The sequence below is a fragment of the Natronococcus sp. genome (assembly GCF_047921035.1).
GTDB lineage: Archaea > Halobacteriota > Halobacteria > Halobacteriales > Natrialbaceae > Natronococcus.
Genome location: NZ_JBLRWX010000019.1, coordinates 1 through 26,314 on the forward strand (window position 1 = coordinate 1; position 26,314 = coordinate 26,314).

21 protein-coding genes, 3 tRNA genes and 3 pseudogenes are annotated in these 26,314 nt (G+C 66.6%); 12 read left to right on the top strand and 15 right to left on the bottom strand.

What is annotated here, in order from left to right:
* Positions 1–447 precede the first annotated feature (447 nt).
* Positions 448–750 carry a hypothetical protein gene (locus tag ACNA7R_RS05890; RefSeq protein WP_416282631.1) on the top strand — a complete coding sequence of 101 codons (303 nt, stop codon included), beginning with the start codon at positions 448–450 and terminating at the stop codon, positions 748–750.
* Positions 751–867: 117 nt separating this feature from the next.
* Positions 868–1,224, top strand: a complete 357-nt coding sequence (locus ACNA7R_RS05895; RefSeq protein ID WP_416282632.1) for an SHOCT domain-containing protein — start codon at positions 868–870, stop codon at positions 1,222–1,224.
* A 221-nt stretch (positions 1,225–1,445) separates the two neighbouring features.
* Here ACNA7R_RS05895 and ACNA7R_RS05900 read toward each other — a convergent pair.
* From ACNA7R_RS05900 to ACNA7R_RS05920, 5 genes and pseudogenes are all read right to left on the bottom strand, one after another.
* Positions 1,446–1,520: transfer RNA gene (locus ACNA7R_RS05900), tRNA-Ile, on the bottom strand.
* A 73-nt stretch (positions 1,521–1,593) separates the two neighbouring features.
* Positions 1,594–1,722 (bottom strand): hypothetical protein, encoded by a 129-nt coding sequence (locus ACNA7R_RS05905; protein WP_015319602.1) that lies wholly within the window; start codon positions 1,720–1,722, stop codon positions 1,594–1,596.
* Between the two features lie 102 nt (positions 1,723–1,824).
* The gene (locus ACNA7R_RS05910; protein WP_416282634.1) at positions 1,825–2,412 is read right to left on the bottom strand and encodes a MogA/MoaB family molybdenum cofactor biosynthesis protein; all 588 of its coding nucleotides are present in this window, start codon (positions 2,410–2,412) and stop codon (positions 1,825–1,827) included.
* A 52-nt stretch (positions 2,413–2,464) separates the two neighbouring features.
* Positions 2,465–3,760: a CobW family GTP-binding protein gene (locus ACNA7R_RS05915; RefSeq protein ID WP_416282635.1), complete on the bottom strand. Its 1,296-nt coding sequence runs from the start codon at positions 3,758–3,760 to the stop codon at positions 2,465–2,467.
* Positions 3,760–4,835: pseudogene (locus ACNA7R_RS05920) on the bottom strand (CobW family GTP-binding protein). The gene ACNA7R_RS05915 and the pseudogene ACNA7R_RS05920 overlap by 1 nt, the downstream one beginning before the upstream one ends.
* A 125-nt stretch (positions 4,836–4,960) precedes the next feature.
* Between ACNA7R_RS05920 and ACNA7R_RS05925 the strand changes: the two are divergent.
* Both ACNA7R_RS05925 and ACNA7R_RS05930 read left to right on the top strand, forming a co-directional pair.
* Positions 4,961–5,362: a CopG family ribbon-helix-helix protein gene (locus ACNA7R_RS05925; protein WP_416282636.1), complete on the top strand. Its 402-nt coding sequence runs from the start codon at positions 4,961–4,963 to the stop codon at positions 5,360–5,362.
* Between the two features lie 136 nt (positions 5,363–5,498).
* On the top strand, positions 5,499–5,669 hold the full coding sequence (locus ACNA7R_RS05930; RefSeq protein ID WP_416282637.1) for a hypothetical protein: 171 nt from the start codon (positions 5,499–5,501) through the stop codon (positions 5,667–5,669).
* A 65-nt stretch (positions 5,670–5,734) separates the two neighbouring features.
* Here ACNA7R_RS05930 and ACNA7R_RS05935 read toward each other — a convergent pair whose 3' ends face one another.
* The 4 genes and pseudogenes from ACNA7R_RS05935 to ACNA7R_RS05950 all read right to left on the bottom strand — a co-directional run bounded on the left by ACNA7R_RS05935 (position 5,735) and on the right by ACNA7R_RS05950 (position 10,312).
* Positions 5,735–6,058: a hypothetical protein gene (locus ACNA7R_RS05935; protein WP_416282638.1), complete on the bottom strand. Its 324-nt coding sequence runs from the start codon at positions 6,056–6,058 to the stop codon at positions 5,735–5,737.
* A gap of 254 nt (positions 6,059–6,312) precedes the next feature.
* Positions 6,313–8,769: a S8 family serine peptidase gene (locus ACNA7R_RS05940; protein ID WP_416282639.1), complete on the bottom strand. Its 2,457-nt coding sequence runs from the start codon at positions 8,767–8,769 to the stop codon at positions 6,313–6,315.
* 477 nt (positions 8,770–9,246) lie between these two features.
* Positions 9,247–9,848, bottom strand: a pseudogene (locus ACNA7R_RS05945) (AAA family ATPase).
* The gene (locus ACNA7R_RS05950) at positions 9,845–10,312 is read right to left on the bottom strand and encodes a hypothetical protein (protein ID WP_416282640.1); all 468 of its coding nucleotides are present in this window, start codon (positions 10,310–10,312) and stop codon (positions 9,845–9,847) included. Before ACNA7R_RS05950 ends, ACNA7R_RS05945 begins: the two are co-directional and overlap by 4 nt.
* A gap of 470 nt (positions 10,313–10,782) precedes the next feature.
* On the opposite strand from ACNA7R_RS05950, the gene ACNA7R_RS05955 reads away from it, so the two are divergent.
* Positions 10,783–13,746, top strand: coding sequence for a bacterio-opsin activator domain-containing protein (locus tag ACNA7R_RS05955; protein WP_416282641.1), 2,964 nt, complete (start codon positions 10,783–10,785; stop codon positions 13,744–13,746).
* Positions 13,747–13,976: 230 nt separating this feature from the next.
* Positions 13,977–14,159: a hypothetical protein gene (locus ACNA7R_RS05960; RefSeq protein WP_416282642.1), complete on the top strand. Its 183-nt coding sequence runs from the start codon at positions 13,977–13,979 to the stop codon at positions 14,157–14,159.
* A gap of 42 nt (positions 14,160–14,201) precedes the next feature.
* On the opposite strand, the gene ACNA7R_RS05965 is transcribed toward ACNA7R_RS05960, so the two are convergent.
* Positions 14,202–14,594: a hypothetical protein gene (locus ACNA7R_RS05965; protein WP_416282643.1), complete on the bottom strand. Its 393-nt coding sequence runs from the start codon at positions 14,592–14,594 to the stop codon at positions 14,202–14,204.
* Positions 14,595–14,929: 335 nt separating this feature from the next.
* On the opposite strand from ACNA7R_RS05965, the gene ACNA7R_RS05970 reads away from it, so the two are divergent.
* Entirely contained in the window at positions 14,930–17,968 is a 3,039-nt protein-coding gene (locus ACNA7R_RS05970) for a bacterio-opsin activator domain-containing protein (RefSeq protein ID WP_416282644.1), read from the top strand.
* A gap of 336 nt (positions 17,969–18,304) precedes the next feature.
* On the opposite strand, the gene ACNA7R_RS05975 is transcribed toward ACNA7R_RS05970, so the two are convergent.
* A tRNA-Asn gene (locus ACNA7R_RS05975) sits at positions 18,305–18,377 on the bottom strand.
* 95 nt (positions 18,378–18,472) lie between these two features.
* On the opposite strand from ACNA7R_RS05975, the gene cca reads away from it, so the two are divergent.
* The gene (cca, locus tag ACNA7R_RS05980) at positions 18,473–19,870 is read left to right on the top strand and encodes a CCA tRNA nucleotidyltransferase (protein WP_416282645.1); all 1,398 of its coding nucleotides are present in this window, start codon (positions 18,473–18,475) and stop codon (positions 19,868–19,870) included.
* A 22-nt stretch (positions 19,871–19,892) separates the two neighbouring features.
* Here cca and ACNA7R_RS05985 read toward each other — a convergent pair whose 3' ends face one another.
* From ACNA7R_RS05985 to ACNA7R_RS05995, 3 genes are all read right to left on the bottom strand, one after another.
* A complete protein-coding gene (locus ACNA7R_RS05985; protein ID WP_416282646.1) occupies positions 19,893–20,912 on the bottom strand; it encodes a histone deacetylase family protein in 1,020 nt (339 codons plus the stop codon).
* A 1-nt stretch (position 20,913) separates the two neighbouring features.
* Positions 20,914–21,345 carry a histone gene (locus ACNA7R_RS05990; RefSeq protein ID WP_416282647.1) on the bottom strand — a complete coding sequence of 144 codons (432 nt, stop codon included), beginning with the start codon at positions 21,343–21,345 and terminating at the stop codon, positions 20,914–20,916.
* Positions 21,346–21,408: 63 nt separating this feature from the next.
* On the bottom strand, positions 21,409–22,842 hold the full coding sequence (locus ACNA7R_RS05995) for a single-stranded DNA binding protein (protein WP_416282648.1): 1,434 nt from the start codon (positions 22,840–22,842) through the stop codon (positions 21,409–21,411).
* Between the two features lie 248 nt (positions 22,843–23,090).
* On the opposite strand from ACNA7R_RS05995, the gene ACNA7R_RS06000 reads away from it, so the two are divergent.
* The 4 genes and pseudogenes from ACNA7R_RS06000 to ACNA7R_RS06015 all read left to right on the top strand — a co-directional run bounded on the left by ACNA7R_RS06000 (position 23,091) and on the right by ACNA7R_RS06015 (position 25,268).
* A tRNA-Arg gene (locus tag ACNA7R_RS06000) sits at positions 23,091–23,163 on the top strand.
* A gap of 372 nt (positions 23,164–23,535) precedes the next feature.
* A pseudogene (locus ACNA7R_RS06005) lies at positions 23,536–24,015 on the top strand (PQQ-binding-like beta-propeller repeat protein); the annotation flags it as partial.
* Positions 24,016–24,079: 64 nt separating this feature from the next.
* A complete protein-coding gene (locus ACNA7R_RS06010; RefSeq protein WP_416282670.1) occupies positions 24,080–24,301 on the top strand; it encodes a hypothetical protein in 222 nt (73 codons plus the stop codon).
* A gap of 91 nt (positions 24,302–24,392) precedes the next feature.
* Entirely contained in the window at positions 24,393–25,268 is an 876-nt protein-coding gene (locus tag ACNA7R_RS06015; protein ID WP_416282649.1) for an esterase/lipase family protein, read from the top strand.
* Between the two features lie 337 nt (positions 25,269–25,605).
* Here the strand turns inward: ACNA7R_RS06015 and ACNA7R_RS06020 are convergent, their stop codons facing one another.
* Positions 25,606–26,229: a hypothetical protein gene (locus tag ACNA7R_RS06020; protein WP_416282650.1), complete on the bottom strand. Its 624-nt coding sequence runs from the start codon at positions 26,227–26,229 to the stop codon at positions 25,606–25,608.
* Between the last annotated feature and the right edge of the window lie 85 nt (positions 26,230–26,314).

The following is a 26,314-nucleotide window of genomic DNA, read 5'->3' on the forward strand; positions in this document are numbered from 1 at the left end:
GAATTCATAATCCGAGAACTTACTGCAAGCATAGCGCTCACAGCGAACCGAATTCGTTGCTTCTATCTCTAAAATAGAACTTATTAGATGTCGTGATAGAACACATCTGGTTGTACGGGAAGTGTCATTCGTAGCCAAGGATAATCTACCTCTGAGATTCGAAGAAACGGAACCAAATAGCGCTATATCCTTGTTTTTCTTAGATCTCGCAGTGCACTATCACCCTACATAGCCTTTCCAGAACGTATCGCCATCTCCAAAGATCGTTGAAATCTGCTAGCGATAGTGGGTAATTATATTGAAATCTATCCTATTGATTGAATATTTGTATTTTTCTGGAAAGTCGTGCTATTTGACCATCTAGTGCGAGAATTTGGAATACAGTAAAGCACTTCGCCAACCTAGCTTAGATTGGGGAGATTCCTGATGGAACCCCCCAGGTGAATCATGGCAACGACAACCGCTTCCCAGACCGACGCTGCGTTCGTGGATCATCTCAACGTACCGGCGTTAGCGTTCGCAGGAGCGATCATGGCGGCAGCAGTCATGCTATTGCTCGGATTACTCGCTAACGTCGGTCTATACGAAGGAGCGGCCGCAATGATGATGGAATGGCATATGTTCTTCTCGCTCACGCTCGGTGGGATCATCACCGGGATGGTGGAGGCGGCGATCATAACGTTCGTCGTCCTGTACGTCTTTTCGTGGATGTACAACACTATCGCCGCGAAATCCACCGTCAGCGAATGAGTAACAGATACTCACTATATTTTAGAGTTATTTCCTAATCATGTCTGCTCGCACTACGTTTCCTGCCGCGTAGGATTTGGGGGCTAGCTAACATACTTGGACAGCGTATCTCAGAGTATGGCAACCGATGATTCACTGGTTCGGACGGTCCTGATCGTCATCACTGCGATCCTGCTTCTGCCCTTCCTCACGATGGTAGTGATGATGCCGATTATGGGCGTATGGGGGTGGGGACACATGTGGGACGGTAGTATGTGGAACGGCACGGGAGCTACGTGGATGTGGCTCCTCATGTCAGTGGTGCCTTTGCTCGTGATTCTCGGGATCGGGTACCTCCTGTACAGTTCGATTCGCCAGTCCAGTACTCAACAAAGTGATACCGCACTCGAAGAGTTGAGGACGGCCTATGCCCGTGGCGACATTTCGGATGAAGAGTTCGAGGAACGCCGCGAGCGACTCCAAAGCAAGGTGTAGTCTCTAAGCAAACAATCAGTTCAGAAGCTCATTGATTCTTGAGAGTAGATCCAGTTTCTCAGAATCGAAGTCAGTAAATCATGCACGTGTCACCGTCCCGAATTCGGCTGGCTCAGAACCCCGCACATTTTGGATGGTCCCGTCAGGCCGAAGAGGCTCGATATAGAATAAGTACCTATTTTGGCCATTAGAGGCGATCCTACGCCATTTTTCTCAAGCCATGGGCCCTGACGGATTCGAACCATCGACCACTCGGTTATGAGCCGAGCGCTCTAACCAGACTGAGCTAAGGGCCCTCGAGTCGAACGAACCCGGTCGCAATAGTTAACGCTTGCTGTCTGTTTTGCCCGCGAAAAAGCGGCGGTTCGACTACGCGGTCAGCGCCTCGAGTTCGTCCTCGCTCAGCTCGGCTTCGAGCTCTTCGTCGCTGTGGGACTCGAGGACGTCCGCCCGCTCCTCGGCGTCGAGCTCGTCGACGGATTCGAAGTGGTGGCACATAGCACTCGGGGCTGGGATCGCAGAGCCAATAAAGGCTGGTTCAGGCGTTCCGACGGCTGCTAGCCGCGGGTTTCGAAATAACAATTGCCGGTTCTCGAGGCGCTACTCGTCGTAGTCCGCGAGCGTCTGCTCGGTCGTGCCCGCGCGGTGGCGCGTCGCCAGCCCTGCGAGGTGGGGCGTTTCGGGGACGATCAGCTCCTCGCAGGCCGTACTACAGGCACCCGTGCTCCCGGGGAGACAGAAGATCGGCGTGTCGACGGCGATCCCCGCGGTCGCCCGCGAAGCCATCGCTCGAGTGCCGACCTCGTCCCAGGACAGCGACCGAAAGAGTTCGCCGAAGCCCGGCAGTTCGCGCTCGAACAGCGAAGCAGTCGCCTCGGGAGAGACATCGTCCGCCGTGACGCCGGTGCCGCCGGTCGTGCAGACAACGTCGATATCCTGCCGGGCGACGAGTCCCCGAACCGCGGTGCGGATCGCGGAGTAGTCGTCCCGAACCAGCACGCGCTCTCGGACCTCGTGGCCCTCGGCCTCGAAACACTCCTGAATCGTGTCACCGCCCGGGTCGTCGGGGTCGGCGTCGGCCTCGGCGGCGCGGGAGCTCGAGACCGTGACGATCCCGACGTACAGCGGGTCGATGACGTCGTGGCCGTGGTCGTCGGTGCTCCGTCGGTCTGCTCGGTCGGTCGTCATACGCCTACCTCCATACCGGAGGGCGATAACTCCTGTCCCCGAAGCGGCGAGCTCATCGGGACGATCCCCCCGGGCCGTTGGCACTCGAGACCGTCACCGTCTCACCCATCGCGGTGGGGGCGGGGTTCTCGTAGCCGGTCCAGTCGCCGTCCATCTCGGCGTCGGTCAGCAGGCAGTCGTCGAGCCGGGACTCGAGTGCGTCCCAGTTGACGCTGCGGCCGATGAGCGCCAGTCGGATCTCCCGGTCGCCGTGCTCGTCGTCCCACGCGAGGTCGGGCTGGCCCTGGCGGTACGTCTCCTGACGTTGCTCGGAGAAGCTGGCGATCCAGCGGCCGGTGACCTCGAGCGTGGTTTCGGAGCCGGCAGTGCTCATCGTGATCGCCTGGTCTTCGCGGCCGGCGATCCACGTGAGTCCCTTCGCGCGAACGAGCCCGTCGGGGAGTGACCGCAGTAGCTCGGCGAATCGCTCGGGGTGGAACGGCCGACGGCGGTGGTAGCCCTCGACCTCGATCCCGTACCGTTCTGGGGGGTGGGCGTGGTCGTGGATGTCCCCGTCGCCGTGATCGTGTTCGCCTTCGGTGTCGTGATCGTGAGCGTGCTCCTCGTCGTAATCGTCGTGATCGTGCTCGCTCGCGGCGGCGTCGGCCTCGATCTGGCGCTTCCAGCCCGCCGAATCCCGGACCGTCTCGAGTTCGAAGCGCTCGCTTCCGAGCAATACGTCGGGCTCGAGGTCGCCGTACTCGGTCGTCATGATCTCGGCACGCGGCTGGAGCGCCTCGAGCAGGGCGAGGACCCGCTCGCGTTCTTCGTCGTCGACGAGGTCGCACTTGTTGACCACGAGCAGGTCGCAAAACTCCACCTGCTCGAGGACCAGATCCGAAAGAGGACGCGTTCCCTCCTCGCCGACTCCCTGCTGGACCGGCACGTCATCACCGTCGGCGAACCGATCGTGGAACCGCCTGGCGTCGACGACGGTGACGACGGCCTCGAGGTCGTAGGGACCGCCCGCTGGACCGCGAACGAACTGTCGGGCGATCGGTTCGGGTTCGCCGACGCCCGACGCCTCGACCACGAGGTGGTCGAACTCGTGTTCCTTCCAGAGTCGAATCACGGCCCTCGAGAGCTCGCCCCCGAGGCTACAGCAGATACAGCCGTTCTCGAGGGCGACGACCTCGTCGCCGGTCTCGAGGTCGGTGCGCGCTTCCACGAGATCGGCGTCGACGTTGACCTCGCCGACGTCGTTGACCAGGACGGCGATCTCGCTGTCCGCGGTCTCGAGCAGCCTCGAGAGCAGCGTCGTCTTCCCGGCGCCGAGCTCGCCACAGAGGATGGTAACCGGAACGGCCATTACTCGTTGGCGAGCGCGAGCTCACGTCGTTCTTCCGGTTCGAACGGATCGGCGTAGGTCGACCAGTCGTCGTCCATCTCCGAATCGGTGAGCACGCAGTCGTCGAGTCGCTCGATCAGCGTCTCGTCGTCGAACTCTCGACCGATGAAACGGAGGTTCCGGCCTTGTCGACACCCATCGCGACGTCCTCTCGGCCGGCGCTCCAGAAAAAGCCCTTCGCGCGGATCAGCTCGTCAGGTAGCTCCGAGAGCAGCTGGGCGATGCGCTCGGGATGGAACGGCCGATCGCGCTCGTAGACGAACGAAGTGACGCCGTGTTCCTCCTGGGGGTCGTGGTGGTGGTCGTGCTGGAGCTCGCGTTTCCAGTCCGCCGAGTTCGAGGCGACCCGAAAATCGAATCGACCCGTTCCGAGGAGTTCGTCGGGATCGACCTCGCCGAACTCCGTGCGAATGCGCTTTGCGCGCGGCTGGAGCCGCTCGAGGACGGTCTCGATCTCCTCGAGCGCGTCGTCAGGGACGAGATCGCACTTGTTGAGCAGGAGGACGTCGCAGAACTCGATCTGATCCAGTAGGACGCTCTCGGGAACCCGTCCCGACTCGCCGGCGGGCGTCTCGGTCGCCAGCGCCGCTCCGGAATCGAACGACTCCCAGAAACTGTGGGCGTTCGCGACCGTCACCATCGTGTCGAGTTCGTACGTGTCGGTCGGGTCGAACTCGGCCTCCTCGAACCCCATGGCAAACGTCTGAGCGACCGGGATCGGCTCCGAGATCCCCGAGGATTCGACCAGCAGGTAGTCGAACTCCCGCTCGTCGGCCAACCTGCCGACCTCGTCGAGCATGTCCCCGCGGAGCCGACAGCAGATACAGCCGTTGGACATCTCGATGACCTCCTCCTCGCCGCCCAGGTCCGACTGCTGGGTAACGTGCTCGGCGTCGACGTTGACGTCGCCCATATCGTTGACGACGACGGCGACGTCGAGGCCGTGATCCGCGGTTAGTACGTGGTTGAGTACGGTCGTCTTGCCGGCTCCGAGGCTGCCGCTCAGCACGGTCACCGGGATGCGTTCTTTGCTCATAGACGGATTGTGAATACGGACTGAGGTCTTGTTAATGTTAGTTATTATATTTCGGTGCGGTGTAGAATAACAAATTCTATTAATTTGGTTATCTACTTTAGTATATACCAGTCGTCAGTCTCTCGATGCCCGAGGAACTGCTCGAGCGACTCGACGCCCACGCGTCGGCCCACGAGTACTCGGGTCGAAGCGAGGTCGTCCGGGAGAGCACGCGGTCGTTACTCGAGGAGTTCAAAGACGACCGATTCGAGGAGGTACCCCTCGTGGGAACCGTCACCGTGCGTTACGATTTCGGAACGCCGAGTATCGAGCGCCGCGTCGCGGAACTTCGCCACGAGTTCGACGACGCGGTTGTGGCGAACGACCACAGCCACGTCGCCGACTACTGTCTCGATCTGTTCGTGCTCGAGGCCGAAATCGACGCGATTTCCTCGTTCGTCGAGAAACTGCGGGCGATCGAAGACGTCGAACGCGTCGACTACTCGCTCGTCCCGCTGAACGGACACGATCGTTCGGCCGACGGGTGAGGTCGGACGGGAAGAGCGCGGATTCGGCGAACGCGAGCGGTCAACGTGGTTCGGTCGCCGACGAAGAGGTGTTTCGGCTTCGGTTTCTTTTCCCGCTGGCGCGTGGGTTCATGTAGGAAACCGAGGAACCGAACCTATGTCACCGTCCAACCCCCCATCCGCCGACGCCGATCCCGAGCCTCCCGGCCCCTCCTCCGCGATCGGGACCTACAACACCCGGGACGACGAGACCGTCATCTACGACGAGAACCGCTCCGAGGCGTGGATCAGTTCGACGTACGCCCTTTCGCTCGGCGAACTCGAATGAGGACGCGTATTCGGCGCTGTAGTGGCGTCTCCGCCCGTCGATCGGTACCGTGGGCCGATGCGGACTCAGAGCCGGACTTCGTTCATGGCGAACGCGACCGCCCCGCTCTCGGCGTAGTACGTACAGCTTCGACAGTACCCCTCGAGGAGGAGCCTGGCGCTCGGCTCGTCGTCGTACCGAACCTTGAGCCGACTCTCGAGACGTTCCCGACAACGAGGGCAGCGCCCGCCGAGGTTCCTCGATCCCGTCGGCGGCTCGCTCGCACCCTCGGTTCGACCCCGGGAGAGCGACGGATCCGTCGCGTCGGTCGCGGATCGACGGGATCGAGCCGACGTATCGAGGTTCGGCCCTCCGGTACGGCTCTCGTCCGGTCGACCGTCAGCACTCACGCCGACCCACCTCCCGGGATCGGAGTCGACGAGAACGGGAGTCGGCACTCGAGCAGTCCGGTCGGCGCCGCCCTTCGGCCGTGCTCTCGTCCACACCCGCGGTCGCGTCGTCGAGTCGAATCATCTACTTCTCCTACTCGCTCCGGCCGCTTTAGCCCGCTACCAACGCCGTTGGACCCGACGGGCCGACGGACGTCGGTCGTCGTCGATCGGAGTCCGTCCGGTACCGAGACGGTACCGTCTCCGTCAGCGCCTCACACGTCGAGCGTCACCCGCTTGGTCTCGGTCGTGGTCTGCTCGAAGTAGTCGGTGATCGTGATCGTGACCTCGTGCTCCCGGCCCGCACCGTCGTCGGCCCCGGTGAGGCGGTGGTCTCCGGCGTCCTCTTCCCCCCTGGCCATCGAACTCGCGTCGTCGAGCACCTCGTCGTCGTCCGCGAGGCGCAACTCGAGCTCGAGATCCCAGAGCTCGCCGCCCTCGTCCGAAACGGCCCACTCGACGTCGGCGGCGGGCGTCCCGAGGAAGTCGGTCGCCTCGACCTCGAAGGAGTCGATCGAGGGCGCCGGGGACCGCTCGTCGAGGGTCACCTGCTCGCTCGCGTCGACCGCGTTGTCCTCGCCGTCGGTCGCCCTGATTGTGATCTCGTACTCCTCGCCGGCCCCCTCGATTCGATCGGTGTTTCTGAGCGTATGCGTGCCGCTCTCCTCTCCGCCCTCGAGTTCGGAGGTCGCGCTGTGGAGCACCTCCTCGTCGTCGGCGTAGCGCAGCTCGGAGGTGATCTCCGCCAGGTCGTCGTCCCGGTCGGTAACCGTCCACTGAACCGACGCGTCGACCGAGTTCTGCGAGCTGTTGTCCGACACCTCGAACGCCTCGAGTTCGGGGACGCCGGGCTCGGGATCGGTCTCGACGGAGACGATGTCGCCCGTCGCAGTGTCGTCGTCGTCCGACGCGACGGCGCGAACGTCGTAGGCGGTCTCGGGCTCGAGCCCCGACAGCTCCTCCTCGAACTCGCCGATGCCCGCTCGGTCGGTGCGGTCGGTGTCCGTCCAGGAATCGTCGTCGCCGTCGGCCGCCCGCCACTGGAACCCCGCCTCAAGGGCGTCGGCGTCGGCGACCCCCTCGAGGGAGCCGACACAGTGTACCGAGCCGTGGTCGACGGCGCTCGCGTCGTCGGTGTCGACCGTCAGCGAGTCGATACCGGTCGTGAACGTCACGCTCTCGCCGGTCTCGCTTCCGGATCCCGACTCGACGACGGCCCGGAACTCGTACTCGGTTTCGGACTCGAGCCCGTCGACGGTCGCCTCGAACGTCTCGTCCTCGGCGACGGTCTGCGAATCGGTCTCGGACCAGTCGTCCCCGTCGGCCGGTCGCCACTCGAAGAAGCCGTCGCCCGTCTCGTCGTCCTCGAGCGAGCGGACCGCTCCCGTGAGCGTCGCCCTCGACGCCCGTACCGCCGTCGCCCCTTCCGTGGCCGCGGTCTCGATCGCCTCGAGAGCGCTCGTGGCATCGACCAGTCCGTACCCCTGTTCGGTCTCGTCGACGCCCAGGTCCTCGGCGGTCTCCCGGAGGATCCCGCGGACGCCGCCCGGATCGTCCGGGTCGTCGGTGTTCTCGGCGTGGGGAACGCCGGCTTCGAGCAGCCGCGCCGCGAGCCCCGCGACGTGCGGGACGGCCATCGACGTCCCGTCCATCGTCTCGTAGTCGTCGCCCGGAGTCGTCGACACGATATCGACGCCGGGGGCGACCAGCTCGATCCCGTCCCCGCGGGCGGAGAAGTCCGCGATCTCGTCCCGGGAGTCGGTCGCGCCGACGGCGATGCAGGCGTCGTACGCGGCGGGGTAGTCGACGGTACCCTCGTCGGGGCCGGCGTTGCCGGCGGCCGCGAAGACGAGGGTCCCGTTCTCGTAGGCGTAGGTGATCGCGTCCTCGAGGATCGGTCCCGGCTCGGGCCCGCCTAAACTCAGTGTGAGGACCTCGAGGCCCTCGTCGGCACACCACTCGATGCCCGCGGCGATCTCGGAGTCGCGCCCGCCGCCGTCGCCGTCGAGTACCTTGACGGCGCACAGCTCGGCGTCGGGCGTGACCCCGACGACGCCGACGTCGTTGTCGGCGGCCGCCGCCGTCCCGGCGATGTGGGTGCCGTGGGCGCCGTCGTCCTCCCAGTCGTCGTCGCAGCCGTCCTCGCAGTCGACGAACGAGGCGCCGTCGTCGACCTCGAGGCTCTCGTGGCCCGGGTCGATCCCGGTGTCCAGAACGGCGATACTCGCTTCGCGCCTCGAGTCGGTCTTCGCCGGCAGGGAGTCGACCCCGAGCCGTTCGATCCCCCAGGGGACGACCTGCTCCTCGCCCGGATCGGGCTCGAGCGCGGCGTTCGCTCGCCCGCTCGAGACGGCGGCGGGACCGATCGCGCGTCGTCGGTAGTCGGGAACGACGTACCGCACGTCGCTTCGCGTCTCGTACTCGGCGGCCACGTCGTCGGTACACGTACAGACCGTCGCGCCGCCGACCGAGCCGAACGAGAGCGTTCGGTGGACCGCGACGGCGTCGCTCGAGATCGATCTGGTCGAGGCGTCCGGCGACGTTCCGACGACGTACCGGTGGCAGTCGTCGTCGGCATCGTCTCCCGCGACCGCTCCGATACCGGAGCCGGCGACCAGGGTGCTTACCAGCGTTCTGAGAACGTCTCGACGCGAGAAGTTGGTGTGGATCATCGTTCAGTGTGCAGTGGAGTGGAAACGGAGCCGGTCCCGAGACGCCCCGGGACCGCGACGATACAGACGGCCGCGGTCAGGACCGCGTCGCTCGAGGCCGTCGGCGCCGATGCGGTCGCGGCGAGAGGGGCTCGAGCGCCGGAGGCGGCCATCGATCGGCGGTCGCGAGGCCGACGCGTCGCTCGGTTCGGTAGTCTCATGGACGCTGGTCTCCATCGATCGTTCCCGACGAGCGGACCGTCGGTCGATTCGACGGATCCGCTCGTACGGGCCGATCGTCGTCGTTTCTTCGCCATCCGACCCGATTCGTCGCTATTCGGTGCATTTGGAGCGACCTACAAAGCGGTGGTAGCTGTTTGGATAGCCCCGGCTCGAGGGCGCAGCTATCCCTATCGACCCAGGTCCGAGTAGTCGAGAGTTACCGGTAGACTCCGGCTTCCGAACGATCTCGAGGCACTCGCCCGCCTTCGCTGTAGATCACGTGTCGCGGAGAGACTGGCGCGCGATTGATCGAGCGGTGGACAGTTCGATCTCGTCGAATACGTCGTCGGCCTCGAGTGTCTCGAGAACGGCATCGACCGGTTCGGTGAACGCAAACACGAGGTGAACCCCGCTTTTGAAGCCGTCGCTCGTTCGCTCGCTCTCGAGGACGCCGTACGTTCCCGCTTTGTTGATGTGGCTGTTGACGGTTTCTTGGCGGTTTGGTGGCCGAGCTTCCAGACGGCGCGGTCCAGCGAGTGTGACTCCATCGTTTTGAAGTTGACTGCGACGAAGTCGAACTCGATACTATTCTGCACGGCGCGGTCTTTGACCTTCTCGGCGACCGCTTTCACGGTGAGGCTCTTTCCGGTGCCGCTCGGACCGTAGAGCAAGAGATCCGGGGGACGTTCGCCGTCGAGCGTGTCACGAAACGCCCGGGCCTCGGCCGCCAGTTGTTCGTCTCGGCCGTAGATCCGGTTGTGATCGACGATCGTATTCGAGTCGACGAGTTGTTTATTCTCGAAAACCGTCTTCTGCTCCCCGTCGAAGATGTCGTCGACGATAGAGGGCTCGGAAGCGGAGTCTGATCCATAACTCACTCGCGGGTGGCCGACGACGAGTCGTCGCCCCGAACGGGTTTCTCGACCTCGAGGATCTCGAGTTCGAAGTCGGGAAACGTCTCCTCGGTGCGCAACGACCAGCTACCGCGGACGTCGACGCCGTTCCGACCCGCCTCGGAGACGAGTCGCTGGGCCGACGCGGCGAACGTCGAGCGCGAGCGCACCGCCGCCTCGTTTCGGACGGGGGTCGAGAACGCGTCCACGGAACAGAGGAAGACGACGCCGGGTACGGGCTCCGAGAGCGGACGGGCTTCCTCGAGACGGGGCGCATCCCCGCCGAGTGTCGATGGACGGGCGGGTTCGACGAGAGCCGGGAGCCCGTCCCCACGGTCCGACCCGGCGGTTCGTCGCTCAGTGAACTCCCGGATCGCCGCGGCGATCGCAGTCGGGAGTTCGTCCGCTCCGGCGGCCGGATTCGCGTCGGTGTGTCGGTCTGTCGTCATCGTTGGGCTCTACTCGATAGTAGCGCCGCGGGCGGGAAAACGGGGTAACTGAATGAGTAGCCTCCAGCCTGCGGCGCCATCGACCAGTAGTACGGCACGTACGTCGGTAGTGCGTCGGCGGGTAACGCGTCGGCGACGGTAGCTGCCGTCGCCACTACCGAGTATCCTGTCCGGCTCGACCAACGCGGGTTCGACGGGATCGGCGACCGGTCCTCGACGTCGGGCGGTGGCGGCCGGGCTAGCCACGTCGGTCCCGCCGTTCAACGATCGAAGGCCCTCCTTTCTCGAGCCTGCCGGTGAAATCCACGTCTAGTACAGACTCCGTTCCGACGGAGTTCGGACGGTTCCGGCTCGAGCCAGCGCCCGCGGATCGTCGCTCGCCCGCGGGGAGCGGCGATCCCGTTCTCGCGAAACGGCCGATCGCTGCGAGAGTCCTCGAGCGAGGACCGCCCGCACGACGAAAACGAACAATGGTACCGCACACGAGCCCGCAGTCGAGTCGCCCCGTTCGACTGCTCTACGTCGATCCGGACCGCGAGGCGGCCGCGACGACGGCGAGCGCGCTCGAGGCGAGCGGGCCGATAGACGTGACGACGGCGACGAAGGCGAGCGACGCCCTCGAGCGGCTCGACGACGGCGGGTTCGACTGTCTCGTGACCGACACCGACCTCCCCGGACGGGACGGCGTCGAACTGCTCGAGGCCGTCCGCGAGCGTCGGCCCGACCTCCCCGTCGTCTTGCTCGTCCGCACGCCAGGCGACGCGACCGTCGACCGGGCACGGGCAGCGGGCGCGACCGACGTCCTTCGAAAGGAGGACGCGACGCGAGGGCGGTGGCTCGCGTCGCGTATCGCGTCGCTGGTCGACGAGCGGGATCTCGGGATCACACCGGGTGACGACGGCGACGACGAGGGACCACTCCCGGCGGCAGGCGGGAGCTGCCTGTTCGACGACCGACTGCGCGTGATCGAGGTCAGCGAGCTGTTCGCGGACCTGTACGGCCACGATCCGGACGCGCTGCTCGGGGAATCATGGTCCGACTTGTTTCCGGCCGACCGGGGCCCGCAGACGGCCGAGACCGTCCGTGAGGCTATCGATCGTCGCGGATCGACGGTCGACGACGCGCTCGGCGTACGGACGGACGGCCGCGCGATACCCGTGCAGCGATCGGTGACCGCGACCGAGCCGGGAACCTACCTGTGTAGTGTGCTGGATCTCAGCGGAACCGACAGGGGAGGCGTTCCGATCGAGCGGGAGGCGCGCCGACAGCGTGCGCTCGCGGAGCTCTCGAGGACACTCCGCGAGGAGTCCGATTCGAACGCGTTCTTCGAGCGCGTCCCGACCGCGGTCGCGGACGCGCTCGGCGCCGACTGCTGTGGCCTGTTCGAATCGCGTCCCGACACCGTTGTCCTCCGAGCCGGCGTAGGCTGGCGGGACGGTGTCGACCGACTCCTCGATCGGTCGACGATCGCATCGCACCCGAGCCGAACGCGTCGATCCGGCGACGCCGTCACCGTTCTCGATCGGGGTATCGACGACCGTTCCGCCCGGTCACCGTTGTTGAGCGAACACGCGATCGAGGACGGTCTCGAGGCACCCGTCGGAACGACCGCCGCCAACCGACCGTGGGGGTTCCTCGGGGTCTACACGGCGGTGCATCGGGACTTCTCAGCCGCCGAGATGGCATTCGTCCGGGGCGTGACGTCGCTGCTCGGCGCCCGCCTCGAGCGCGATCGGGCGGACGCGGCGCGGACGACCGTCGTCGCGCTCCCGACCGAGGTTCGTCGCGGCGAGTCGCCTCGGGACGTTACCCGCCGAACCGTCGATGCGCTCGTCGGAATTCCCGGTGTCTCGGCCGCGACGGGCTACCTGTACGACGAGCGCGAGGACGCACTCGAGCGCTCCGGACGCGCCGGAACGTTCGACGAGGGCGACGGTCAGCCGGCGGCGACACTCGAGGGGGGACCGGCCTGGGAGGCGTTCGTCGACCGCGAGCGGGCGTTCGTCCGCGAGGTCACGCCGGAGCCCAGCGGGGCGGTATCGGAGCCTGCGCTCGCTCGCGGCGTCGTTCTCCCGCTGGGAGCACACGGGATCCTCGTCGCGGCGATCGACGGCACCGGCGACGTTCTCGAGGCGCTCGCGATCGCCGCGTCGATCGCCCGGACGGCGCTAGAACGACGCGAGATCGACAGACGACTGGCGACCCGCGACGACGCGATCGACGCACAGGCGGGACGCCTCGAGCGACTCGGAGCCAGCACCGCCCTCGAGCGTCGGATCGACGGCGCGGTCGCCACTGCCGCCTCGCGGGCGGACCTCGAAGCGGCGGTGTGCGATCGACTGGTCGATCACGAACGGATCGCGTTCGCCTGGATCGGCGCGTACGACGCCGCCGGCGAGACGATCGAACCCCGGTCGTGGGCCGGCGTCGAGCGGAGCTACCTCAACAGCGTCTCGATCGACGTGACCGCCCCGCTCGACGAACAGGAGCCGATGGCCGCCACGGTCCGAACGGGAACGCCGCAGCGACGCGAGCGGCTCCTGGCCGGCGACCGTCCGGAGCGGTGGCGGCGCGAGGCGACCAGACGAGGGTACCGGTCGGCTCTGAGCGTCCCGATCGGCTACGCGGAGCTCCGGTACGGCGGGCTGGCGGTCTACGGCGCCCGTCACGGCGCGTTCGGGACCGAGGAGCGACGCGCCCTCGAGGCGATCGGAAAACGGATCGGCCACGCGATTCACGCCCTCGAGGTCGCTCGCTCGCTGCTGGAGACGACCGACGTCGTCGAGCTGGAGTTCCGGTTTCAGGACGCCGATCTTTCGTTCGTCCGGCTGGCCGCCGAAGCCGACGGTCGGGTCGAACTCGAGAGCGTCGTCGGTCGGGGCGACGGCTTGATTCGCGGACTGTTCACGGTCGAGGGAACGTCCGTCGAGCGCGTCCTCGAACTCGCGAGCCGGGCGCCGGAGGTGACCGAGACGTCGCTCGTCACCGAGCGAGACGACGCGCGGCTATTCGCGTGTACGTTCACCCGGGACAGCATCGTCTCGCAGCTGCTCGAGTACGGCGCCGCCGTCCGGTCGATGGAGGGCGATCCCGACGGCATCAGCGTCGTCGCCGAACTGCCGGGCGACGCTGACGTCCGACGGGTCGTCGACGCGATTTCGGCTTCGTTTCCCGGTGCGAAGCTTCTCCGTCGCCGTCACGCGGATCGGCGCCCCCGAACGCGGTTCGAGTTCCTGGCGGAGGTCGAGCGCCGGCTCACCGACCGACAGTGGGAGGTGTTGCGAACCGCGTACGCGAGCGGCTACTACGAGACGCCCCGCGAGAGCAGCGGAGCGGAGGTCGCCGCCGTACTGGGCATCGCTCAGCCGACGTTCAATCACCACCTCCACGCCGCGCAGCGAAAGCTCCTGACGGTGCTGTTCGCCGACGACTGACCGGCTCTCCGAGGGCTCACTGATGGCGACGACGGATGGGAGACGGCGACCGACGACGGTACCGAAGGGCGTCGGTTGGGGAACGTCCGACTACATAGGCCGCTCGTTCTTTGCCGTTCGGGGCGTTCGAGTAGTCGGCGATCGAACGAGCGGACACTCCCGACCGTCCCGCTCCGAGCCACCGACCGAGGCGGCCCGTCGGCCCACCGATCGAACCGAGAGAGAGAGCAATGACATCACACATCAAACTGTACGGATCGAAGAGCGACCGATTCGAGGAAATCAAACACCGAATGGAGGAACAGCTCGGCTACGAGCCGTCGAACCCGGAGGTCGTCGGGCTGATGATGGCGACCTACGAGACAGACGGCGCGGACGAACTGCAAGTGAGCAGGCACAGTCCCCGGATGTAGCGAGCCGGATTTTTCGGTCGCGGTTCGATCGCGGAGTTCCAGCTATCGGAGCCGCCAGAACGCCTTCTCACCCTCCCACTCCGGCGGCTCGAGCAGCCAGTAGAGCTCCGCCCGATCGCGCTCGAGGTGGTAGGCCATCGCTCCGTCGTACTGCTCGCCGTCGGCTCCGAACGCCTCCGAAGTCTCGGCGCCGACCGCCGGCGACGAGACCGCCCGTCCGCGCGGGAGTTCGTAGGCGAACTCGCCGCGTTGGACCTCCTCGTCCGCGCTCGCTTGTCGTCGCTTCCGTCGGCACCCGAATCCGTCTCCGTGCAGGTCCCCGTACAGCCCGCGAACGCGAGGAGGCTTCCTCCGGCGAGGCCGACGAACGTCCGTCGTTTCCGCGGCGGTACAGCAACCCGACGCGGATAGCCCGACACACCTCCACGGCGACATCCATCTCGAGTACGACGGCGCGGTCGTCGACTTCGACGATCCGCAGCACCTCGAGCGGGACGGCTGCTTCCACTTCCACGGGTACGGCGAGGACGACGACGGAACGACCGTCTCGGTGACCGTAAACGGTGAACCAATCGATCCGGAGCGGTACGTCCTCGAGGGCGGAGACGACGTTCGCATCGTCGCCGAAACGAACGAGGAGGAGCCGTGACGGTGACACCAACCCTCCTCAATCGGAGATCCTCCACTCGAGTTACCAAACAGTACTGGAATGTGCAGAGGATTTGTCTATTGGTGTACAGTTATGCGCCACGGCGACCTTATAGAGACACATGACAACAAAGCTTCCCTCGGCCGTCGACGATCCGCTCTTCAGGGATGTCGTGGAAACCGGCGCCGACGGGCTCGTCGTCCTCGACACCGACGGCACGATCGTCTTTACGAGTTCGCACGTGCCCGAACTGCTCGGCTACGACGCCGAGGAACTCCTCGAGGGATCGATCGACCGTCTCTTTCCGGACGGCGGGGCGAGCCCGCTCGAGCGGATCCTCGAACCAGCGCCGCCGACCGAGACCGGACGGGCCCGCGACCGTATCGACTGCGAACTCGTCCACAGCACCGGTCGCCCGATTCCGGTAGAGTTGGCCGCAGCGACGGTCAACATCGACGGGGAGCGCTACCTCACGGTCGTCGTTCGGACGGACTCCGAACCGGCTCCGACCCGACGACCGAGCCGCGACCGCCCGCCGACGAGGATCGAGATCGACGGCCGCCGCTCGGACTCCGGATCCGAAGCACGAACGGAGCGCGACGTCGACGAGAGCCGGCTCGAGGCGCTCTACGACGCGAGTCGGAAACTCCACGCGGCCACGACGAGGGGCGACGTCGGGCGGATCGCCGTCGAGCTCCTCCAGACGGTACTCGGTCGGTCCTACGCCGCGGTGTGGCGGTTCGACGCCGACGAGGAGGTGCTCGAACCGCTGGCCGCCAGCAGGTCGGTGCGATCGTCGGCCGTCGACGACGGCGCCGCAGCCGACATCGCGCCGATCCCGCCGGGGACGATCGAGATGGACGTCTTCCGCGAGGGCGATGCCAGGCTCGTCGAGACCTACCACGCCGTCGACCGATCCGCACATCCGGAGATCAGACTCGAGGAGCGACTCGTCGTCCCGCTGGGCGAAACGGGGCTCCTGACCGTCGGCTCGACCGACGGCGAGACGATCGACGACTCGCTTCGAAACCTGGTCGGGATCCTGGCGTCGACGATCCAGGCCGCGTTCGACCGCCTCGACGCCGAGGACGCGATCCGGCACCGGTCGGCGGCGATGGAGGCGGCGACCGACGGGATGGGGATCTCGGACGAGTCCGGCGAACTTCGCTACGTAAACCCCGCGCTCGCCGACCTGCACGGCTACGACGTCGACGAACTCGTCGGCTCGTCCTGGCGAACGCTGTTTCCCGACGAGGAAGTCGAGCGGTTCGAGCGGGACGCCATTCCCGCCGTACTGGAGGCGGGCCACTGGCGCGGCGAGGCCGTCGGACGGCGCGCTGACGGCACCCGCTTCCACCAGGAGCACTCCCTTACCGCGCTCGAGGACGGGATCGTCTGCGTCGTGCGCGACGTCACCGATCGGAAATCCTGGGAGCGACGGCTCGAGTCGCTCAACGACGTCGCCCGCGAGCTGATGTGTGCCGAGACCGCGACGGATATCGCCCGAACGGGCGCCGAGGCCGTCGAGACCGTCCTCGAGTTCGAGATCGCCTGCGTCCGACTCTTCGAACCGGAGACGAACCAGCTCGAGTGCGTCGCGATGACCGACGGCGCCGGGGAGCTGCTGGAGGTGCGAACCGCCTACGATCTCGAGGCGACGCTGGCCGGGCGCGCGTTCAGGAACCGGGAGCCGGTGCGGAACGTAATCGACGAGCAGGAACGGACCGATCCGGGACTGTTCGAACACTCGAGTATCCACGTCCCGATCGGGGCCCACGGCGTTCTCACGGTGCTCGCAGGGGTAGACGAGAGCCTCGACGGCAGCGACCTGCACCTCACGGAGATGCTGGCGATGGGGATCGGCGCGGCGCTAACCCGGGCCGAGCGGACCCAGCTCCTGCGCACCCAGGAGCGGGAACTCCGCCAGCAGCGCGACCAGCTCGAGACGCTGAACCGGATCAACGCGGTCAACAACGACCTCGTCACCGGGCTGGTGGCGGCGACGACCCGCGAGGAACTGGATCGAATGATCTGCGAGCAGCTGGTCGCGTCGGACCTCTACCGGAGCGCCTGGATCGGCCGCGTCGAGGGAGTCGACGATCGGATCGGATCGCCCGTCGCCGCCGGCGTCGAAGACGGCTACCTCGAGACCGTGACGAAGACCCGACTCGGCTCGATCGCCGGGGGCACCGTCGAGCGGGCGATCGAGACCAGTGACGTTCACGTCGTCCGGCAGTATCAGATCACGGAGAGCCGCGGGGTCGACGACGAGCCCGCCAGGGACGTCGAGGCGATCGCCGCGGTGCCGTTGCTGTACGGAGAGCAGCCCGTCGGGGTGCTCGTCCTCAACAGCGTCCGCGACGACGTCTTCACCGAGGACGCCATCGCGGGGTTCGAGTCCCTCGGGAGGATCGTCGGTTTCGCCAAGAACGCCCTCAAGAGCCGGGAGCTGCTGCTTGCCGACTCGATCATCGAACTCGAGTTCTCGCTGCGCGACCCGACCGTCTTCTACGTCCGGCTCACGGCCGAGCACGACTGTCGCTGCGAGTTCCGGCGCGCGATCCCCCTCGAGAACGGTCGCGTAATGCTCTACCACCGAGTTTCGGGCGTCGAGCCGGCGACCGTCCTCGAGGCCGCCGAAGCGGCGCCCGAGATCGAAAGCGCCCGCGCGGTCTCGGAGCGCCACGACGGGTTCGTCCTCCAGACGGTCACCGAGAACTCGATGATCCAGCTCGCGCTCGAGTCCGGGACGGCGGTCCGCTCGGCAGTCGCCGAGGACGGCGAGGGGACGGTCGTCATCGAGGCCCCACAGAGCGCCGACGTCCGCGACGTCGTCGCGACGTTCGACGGGGAGTTCGACGGCCTCGAGCTCGTCGCCAAACGCGAACGCGAGCGCTCGGTGACGACCGCCGACAGCTTCCGGGAATCCGTCGGCGATCAGCTGACCGACAAGCAGCGCGCAGCCCTCGAGTCGGCGTACTTCGCCGGCTACTACGACTGGCCCCGGAAGATCACGGCCGAGGAGCTGGCCGAGTCGATCGGCATCTCCTCCTCGACGCTCCACCAGCACCTCCGGCGAGGGAACTGGTGTCTGCTGTCGGCGTTCTTCGGCACCGGCGAGGACGACGACCCGGACGCGGAGGCGCCACGCTCGAGGTGAGCGTTCACTCGGAGCTGTCGCTCCTCTCGAGTAACGTTCGGAGAACAGCAGGACTGGACCGCTTCGCATCCCAGTTAGCCCGAAAGTTTCGAAGAAATTCGTCGGACGCCGAAGCCAGGACTCGAACAGGTGCGAGACGTTCCGGGGTGCTCACCTCACTTCGTTCGGTTGCGCTTCCGGGCTGCGACTCGCGTCCTCGAGTCCTGCTTGTTTCGCTTATTTTCTCGCTGGATACGCTCAGAGCTACCGCTCCTCGCGTGTGATTGCTCGAAAATCAGCAGGGCTGGAACGCTTCGCGTCCCAGTCAGCCCGAAAATTTCGAAGAAATTTGTCGGACGCCGAAGCCAGGACTCGAACCTGGGACAACCTCGTTAACAGCGAGGTGCTCTACCATCTGAGCTACTTCGGCTCATCATCAGGTAATCGGGTAGGTTTGATAGGGCTTTCGTTTTCCCCTCCCGGAGTTCGACACGCTTTCACGCACCGCTCGAGTACCCCGACGTGATGAGCGAGGACGAGGCCGACCGCGACGGCGGGCCGGACGGAGCGAACGACGACCTCGAGTCGGTACTCTCTCGAGTACGAGACCGAATCGATCCGGATCCCGACGAGCGAGCGCGGCTGCGCGCAGTTGCGGAGACGCTCGCCGAACGAGCCGAGGACGCGGCGACCGAACTGGCTTCCGGCGCGGACGTGCTGCAGGTCGGCTCGTCGGCACGGGAGACGTGGATCAGCGGCGACCGCGACATCGACGTCTTCGTCCGCTTCCCGCCGGAACTCGACCGCGAGACCCTCGAGGAGTACGGCCTCGAGGTGGGCCACGAGACGGTGACCGACGGTCACGAGGAGTACGCCGAACACCCCTACGTCAAAGGCGAGGTCGAGGGGTTCGACGTCGACGTCGTCCCGTGCTTTCGCCTCGAGTCGGCGACCGAGATCCGCTCGGCGGTCGATCGAACCCCGTTTCACAACCGCTACCTCGAGGAGCGCCTCGACGAGGAGCTGGCGGCCGACGTGCGCCTCGCCAAGCAGTTCCTGAAGGGGATCGGCGCCTACGGAAGCGACCTTCGGACCAGCGGGTTCAGCGGCTACCTCACCGAGTTGCTCGTCGTCGAGTACGGCGGCTTCCGACCGCTGCTCGAGACCGCGGCCGACTGGCAGCCCCCGGTCGAACTCGATCCCGAGGACCACGGCCGCGAGTCGTTTTCGGATCCGCTAATCGTCATCGACCCAACCGACCCCGAGCGCAACGTCGCTGCCGTCTGCTCCGCCGAAAACGTCGCCCGGCTCCAACACTACGCCCGCGAGTTCCTCGCCGCGCCATCGGTCGATCTCTTCGAGCCCCGCGAGCCCGAGGCGCTGACGGCCGCGGCGCTTCGCGACCGGCTCGCGGATCGGGAGACGACCGCCGTCGCGGTCCGGTTCGAGGCGCCCGACCTCGTCGACGATCAGCTCTACCCACAACTTCAGAAGTCCCTCGAGGGGATCGTCGGCGGGCTCGACGACCACGGATTCGACGTCCTCAGAGCACAGACGTTCGCCGACGAGACGGCCGCCGTCTTCGCCGAACTGGCCGTCGCCGAACGGCCGGCGGTCGAACGCCACCTCGGGCCGCCGGTCCACGTCCGCGATCACGCCGAGGGGTTCTACGACGCCTACGCCGACGACCCGGATGTCTACGGGCCGTTCATCGACGGCGACCGCTACGTCGCGGAGCGAAAACGGGACTGCACGACCGCTCGAGCGTACCTCGAGAGCGACCGCCTGTTCGACGTCGGACTCGGCGCGCACGTCGAGACGGCCCTCGAGGAGGGGTACGACGTACTCGTCGAGGAGGAAACGGCGGCCCTGCTCCCCGAGTTCGACCGGCAGCTCGGCGCGTACTTCGACCCGCGGCCCTGAGAAGTCGATACCGCTCGAGCGCTTAGTCCAGCTCCAGCTCGAGGTCGTGGGCGTCGGCGACCCGCTCGAACAGTTCGACCGCCTCTTGGCTCCGATCGCCGTCCGGTTCGATCGGCTCCCGGCCGTCGAACGTCTCGTGAACGAGGGCGACGCTATCGGCCAGCACGTCGAGGCTGTACCCGCCCTCGAGGACGAACGCCAGCGCCGCGTCTGTCCGGTCGGCGACGCCGCGGAGCCGATCGGTCAGCAGGGCGTAGGCCTCCGTCGAGAGCCTGATCCGCGAGATCGGATCGTGTCGGTGGGCGTCGAACCCGGCGCTGACCAGCAGAAGGTCGGGATCGTACGCCTCGAGCGCGCTCGAGACGGGACCCTCGACGGCGTCGAGGTAGTCCCGGTCGTCCGTGCCGGCGGGCATCGGGACGTTCATCGTCGTTCCCTCACCGTCGCCCTCCCCCGTCTCCTCGACCTGCCCGGTACCGGGATACAGCCCCTCTTCGTGGATCGACGCGAAGAAGACGTCCTCGCGGTCGTAGAAGATGTCCTGCGTGCCGTTGCCGTGGTGGACGTCCCAGTCGACGATCGCGACCCGATCGACGTCCCGCGTCTCGAGTGCGTACTGGGCGGCGACGGCGACGTTGTTGGCGAAACAGAACCCCATCGCGTCGTCGTAGACGGCGTGGTGACCCGGCGGCCGGCCGATCGAGAACGGCGTCTTCCGGCCGTCGGCGCCGTCCAGCGCCGCCTCCGCAGCCCAGCAGGCGAGCCCGGCGCTGTGTCTCACCGCGTCCCAGGTCTCCTCGACAGCGGTCGTGTCCGGATCCCAGTTACCCCCGCCATCGGCACAGAACTCCCTGACCGACTCGAGGTAGTCCCGTTCGTGGACCCCGTCCATCACGTCGATACCGACGGGATCGCCCTCGACGTACTCGACGCCGTGTTTGCGCTTCAGCCGTTCGCGGATCGCGCGCAGCCGGTCCGGTGCCTCGGGGTGGCGCGCGCCGGGATCGTGTGCGAGACAGACCTCGCTGTAACCAAACTGCATCTCACTCGAACAGCGAGAAGTACGTCTCGATGTCATCGTCGGTGATCGTTCGCCGGTCGGCGTGGCGAGCGAGAACCGCCGCGGCCTGGGCGACGTTGTCGGCGTAATCCTCGAGGATGTCCGCCAGCGCGATCCGGGCGTCCATCGAGACCCGGTACCGGGTGTCGATCTCGAGGCGCGCGATGCGGTCGACGGGTGCGACCGGCAGCTCGAGGTCGTCCTTGTCGACGACGGTCTCGACCTCGAAGTCCTGGGCCATCAGCGTCTTGCGCCCGTCGGCGTTCGCCCGCTCGGCAGCCTCGGTCGCGAGTTCGCTCCCGCGCTCCTGGATGCGCTTTGCGAGCTCCGCCGATGCGTCGGCGCTCACCCGAAGTTCACCCGCGTTCCGCCGGATGATCGTATCGACCGGCGCGAACGGGAGTTCGACGTTCATATCATGATAGCCGGAGTTAACTCCCTTAACGCTTTTCCTCGTGATTCGGCGTTTTTCGCCGGCTCAGAACACGTCGCTCGCCTCGAGTCGACCGTCCCGGACGACGCCGCGGGCGGTGATCTCCTCGCCGAGCCCGACGCTGGCGTCCGTGGCGACGCTCATGGTCGTCTCGCCGTCGTCGAGCACGACCGGATCTCCGGCCTGGACGACGACGCCGGTGAACTCGATCTCCTCGCCGGGTTCAGGCTCCTCCGAGCCCGTCTCGTCGTCGTCGTCGGCCGCCGATTCGTCCGCCGTGGTCGACGCTCCGTCGCCACCCTCCGCGAACGACGACAGGCCCGCGTTCCCGTCGCCGTCCGTGCCGTCGTCGTCCCCTTCTGTGCTCGTTCCGGCCTCCGAATCCAGCACCGTCACCGTCGACTGCCAGCCCGCGCTCGCCTCGAGGTCGTCCTGCCAGCCGTCCTGGATCTCGACGTCGGCCAGCGCGACCTCGTCACCCGGGCCGAGGTCGGTGTCGGCCTTCGAGCCCCAGAGCGCGACTCGGATATCGCCGGTCGCGTCCTGTACTCGAACGTTTCGAACCTGGCCCTCCGAGCCGTCGTCGCGGTCGAAGGTGCGTTTGGGGTCCGCCGAGCGAACGACGCCCGCGATGTCGACCGTCTGGCCGATCTCGACGTCCTCGATCGGCACGCTCTCGGGAACGTACTCCACGTCGGCGTCGACGGCCTCGAGCGCGCCCCGGTTGCCGACGTGAAGCTCGAGCGAGCCGTCCCGCTCGCGGACGTAGCCGTCGACGACCTCGACGGTGTCGCCGGCCTCGAACTCCGTCACCTGCTCGGCGCGTTCGTCCCACATCGTCACCCGGATGCGACCGGTCGAGTCGCCGACGACGAGGTTCGCAACTTTTCCCTCCGAACCGTCGTCGCGGTCGAAGGTGCGCACGGTGTCGGTGTCGAGGACGACGCCGACGAGGTTCACACTCGAGAGGCCGAGCGACAGCGCCTCCACGGTGTGGGTATCCGAGACCTGGACGTCGATGTCGGTGTCGGGATCGGGTTCGACCTCGTCGACGCTGACCTCGACGCCCGAGAAGCCCTCCTTCGGGCGACCCTTGATCCGTAACACCTGGCCCTCCTCGAGTTCCTCGAGGGTCGCCTCGGCGTGTTCGTCCCAGAACGCCGCCCGGATCGAGCCCGTCTCGTCGGCGACCTCGACGTTGACGACGCGGCCGTCCTCGTCCTCGCCGTCGCGCTCGAAGGTTCGCAGCTCGCCGATGTCGATCACCTTCGCGACGAACTTCGCCTCCTCCATCCCGGGCTCGACGTCGGCGACGCCGCCGACCTCGCTCTCGCCGATCTCGTGGGCGATGAGCATCGCCGCCGTCTCCTCGTCGGCGAGCCCGCCCATCTGCTCGACTTTCTCCTCGACGGCCTCGCGAAACTCCTCGAGAGAAACGTCCGCCTCGAGGTCCTCGTACACGCCCTCGATGTCGCTCATTCTATGTTCGTGCATGAGTAGCCCGCGCATAAGAATTGCTCATTCGACGGCTCCGGGGGAACGAGGCCCACGCCGGCTGCGATCGGGGCTGTCTCGAGGGAGATCCGGCCAGGGAGTGCATACGACCGTTGGCCCCGCCTTCGGTGATAAACCTGCGCCGGCTCGCCTGTCACTCACACGCCAGGAACCGCCGTCCAGCGTCCGACTTTCGAAAGGGCTTTAATGTCGACGGCGGTACGTAGAGATGAGTCCTGATAGGGTAGTGGACTATCCTCTTGGCTTGCGGAGCCAGGGACCGGAGTTCAAATCTCCGTCAGGACGTTTCTGTCGACACCAAACCGCGAGCGAAGCGAGCGGCTGGTGTCGACGAAACTCCGATACGGAGATTTGAGCAGGGAAGTCGCAGCGCGAGCGGAGGGAGCGACCGTCTTCCCGTGTTCAAATCTCCGTCAGGACGCTCACTTATCGCGGGCGCTTCACGTTGTTCAGCGCCCGCTCTTGCGTTCGGTCCTGACGTGCCCAACGCTCGTTTCACTCGCGCTGGACTCCGTCAGGACGCGTTCTATTGAACGTCCTCGAGCGATCGCTCCGAGTACCGACGAGGGCGAAAAACGACTCGAGTCCGCTCGAGCCGACGGCCCGCCTCCTCTCGGGGCACAAAGCTCATTCCGGGACGGCGGCGAGTCGAACCGAATGCGACCGAGACGAGACGTCATTCTGGGAATCGGGGTTGCCGGCACCGCGGCGCTTTCGGGCTGTCTCGGGAGTACCGACACCGAGCCCGGCAGCGACGACGACTACGCGTGGTCGACGCCCGGCGCCGACCTCGGGAACTCGAGGACCGTCACCGACGGCGCGCCGACCGTCGTCGACGGTACGGTCTACGTTCAGGAAGTGAGTACGCTGACTGCCCGCGACCTCGAGACCGGCGAGGTGGAGTGGGGCCACGAGTTCGAGTCCCCGATCGGCACCGGGTCGGTGACGCTCTCGGAGACGGACGACGGCCGAATCTACGCCGCCGGCGGCAACGCCGTCCACGCGCTCGAGGCCGAAACCGGCGACCACCTCTGGGAGCAAGAGCTGCTCGGGGCTCCGCGGTACGCGCTCGCGAAGTACGCCGACTCCCTGTACGTGGCGACGCGGGGCGGCGAGCTGTACAACGTTACTCGGTGGGGCGCCGTCGAGTGGCGGCGAACGGTGGCGCGTCGACCTCGAGCGGGGCGGCTCCGGTCCGCCGATCGTCGTCGGCGACACGGTCTACGTCGGGGACGACCGCCTCCGCGCGATCGACATCGACGGCGGGGTCGGGTTCCGCTCGCTCCGCGTCGGCGAGCAACGGTTCGAACGCGAGACCGACGGCAACGTCGGCTTCGTCACCGCGGCCGACGGGCGGCTGTTCGCGACCACCGACGCCGGCTGGGAGGACGACGGCTCGACGGCGCTGCTGGTCCTCTCGTGAGAGCGGAGCGTCCCGGAGCGTGCCTGCACGGAACGTACCCGCGCTCGTCGCGAATCCTCGCTCGAGTTGCGATTCGAACGACAAGGTATTCATGAGCGACCGACACTCGAGAGCCGACGACAGCGGGAGAGGCGAGGAGGAGCCGGTGCCCGTTAGCCGACGGCAGCTACTCGGCGCCACGGCGGGTGCGGCCGCGGGAGCGACGGGACTGGGCGCCGCGTCGAGGCCGGCCGCCGCGAGCGAACTCACCGGTTGTGACGACTGGCTCGAGGCGCCCGCCGACTACCCGGAGATCGACCTCACCGAGGCGGAGCCGACCGCCGAGAACCTCGAGGATGTTGGCGAGGAGTTCGTCGTCTTCGTCCACGGCTGGCTCGGCCGCGAGACGAGCACGGACCAGGCCTACACCCTCCGGGAGGCCCTCGAGCAAAACGGCTCCGACCAACCCGTCGTCGCGGCGACCTGGGAGGCAGACACCCGCAACTACTGGCGCGCCGAGAACACCACCGAGACGGTCGGCGAGCGCCTGGCCGGCTGGCTCGAGGACGAGGCCGACGGCGCGACGGTCCACCTGGTCGGCCACTCGCTTGGCGGTCGCGCGTGCCTCGAGACGCTGGCCGCCCTCGAGAGCCGCGTCGAAACCGTCTCGCTGCTCGGCACTGCGGCCGACGACGACTCGGTCTGTACGGCCGGCGCGTACGGCTGTGGGGTCGAACGCGGGGCAGAGGCGGTGTACAACTACCACTCCGGGAACGACGCCAGCGTCTGCTACGGCTACGATCTGCAGTCGTTCTCGAGCGGCCTGGGCTGTGCCGGCAGCGACTGCGGCGGCGGCTGGTTCCGCGACGGGTGCTCGCTACCCGAGAACTACGTCGACGTGGACGTCACCGACGACGTCGGCGACCACTGCGCCTACGCGAAACCCGACGTCGGCTGCGCGGACCGGATCGCCGACGCGCTCGAGTGAGGGCTCGAGGGACCTGGAGCCGGGGTCCGATCGGCCGGATCGACAGGCGGAGAACCCACGGGACGGGCTCGAGGGAACCGGGCACTCCACATGCGGTGGCGCGCGCTGGCGGCCGACCGAGCACCAGCGAGGGCGGTCGGCAACGCTGTGCGAGGGATGAGCGAGCGCAGCGAGCGAATCGGTTGGGGAGGGCGTGGCCATCCCCTGTGTTCGCGCGAGCAGGACACGCTCCCGGAGTAAACACCCCGAAAGCCCCTGACCCGCTCGAGGGCTAGGGCTCGCTTCGCGTTTTTCGAAGGACTTCCCTCGCCGTGCTCGGTCCAGTGCTTGCTTCTCCTTACTCCTCGAGCCTCGGGAGTTCGCCGGTCCGTTCCTTGCGGATCAGATCGCGGACGAACAGCCGGATCTGGCGCTCGAGTTCGTCCCGATCCTCGTAGGCGTAAATACGGGCCTCCCACCGGTCCCGCACCGCGGCGATCATCGCGCTACGGACGCCCGATTCGTGGACGAACGCGACCCGTTCGCGGTGGTGGGACGGGGTTTCGCCGTCGAACAGCGCCTCGAGTACGGAACCAACCTCGATACCGACACCGAGGTTGTCGCCGACGGCGGGAACGACGTAGACGACCGCGTTGCTCGCCTCCGCGAAGGCGATGCTCTGGCTGGCCGCGTCGAGTTCCTCGAGCGGTACGTCGATATCGATCGCCAGGAACGCGTTGACGCCGGCGTCGGTCCGCAGGCGATCCCGAACGTCGAGCAGGAGATCGAGTGCAGCCTCGTCGCGTGCCAGGTCGTGGTCGGATCCGACGAGCGTCCCGAAATCGGCCGAGTCGGGGATCGAATCGGGGTCCGCCTGCTCGAGTGTCCGTTCCACGTCGAACGCCTCGTAGGGTCCCATCAGGTAGACCAGAAACCGCGATCGGGGCAGGTCGCCCAGTTCGTCGATGATTCGATCGCGCATACGGTCACTGCTCGCTGCCAGCATATAAATACAAGTCTATTCAGCAGTTACTGACTCAGCGAACGCTTAAGCAGCCGGGCGAGAA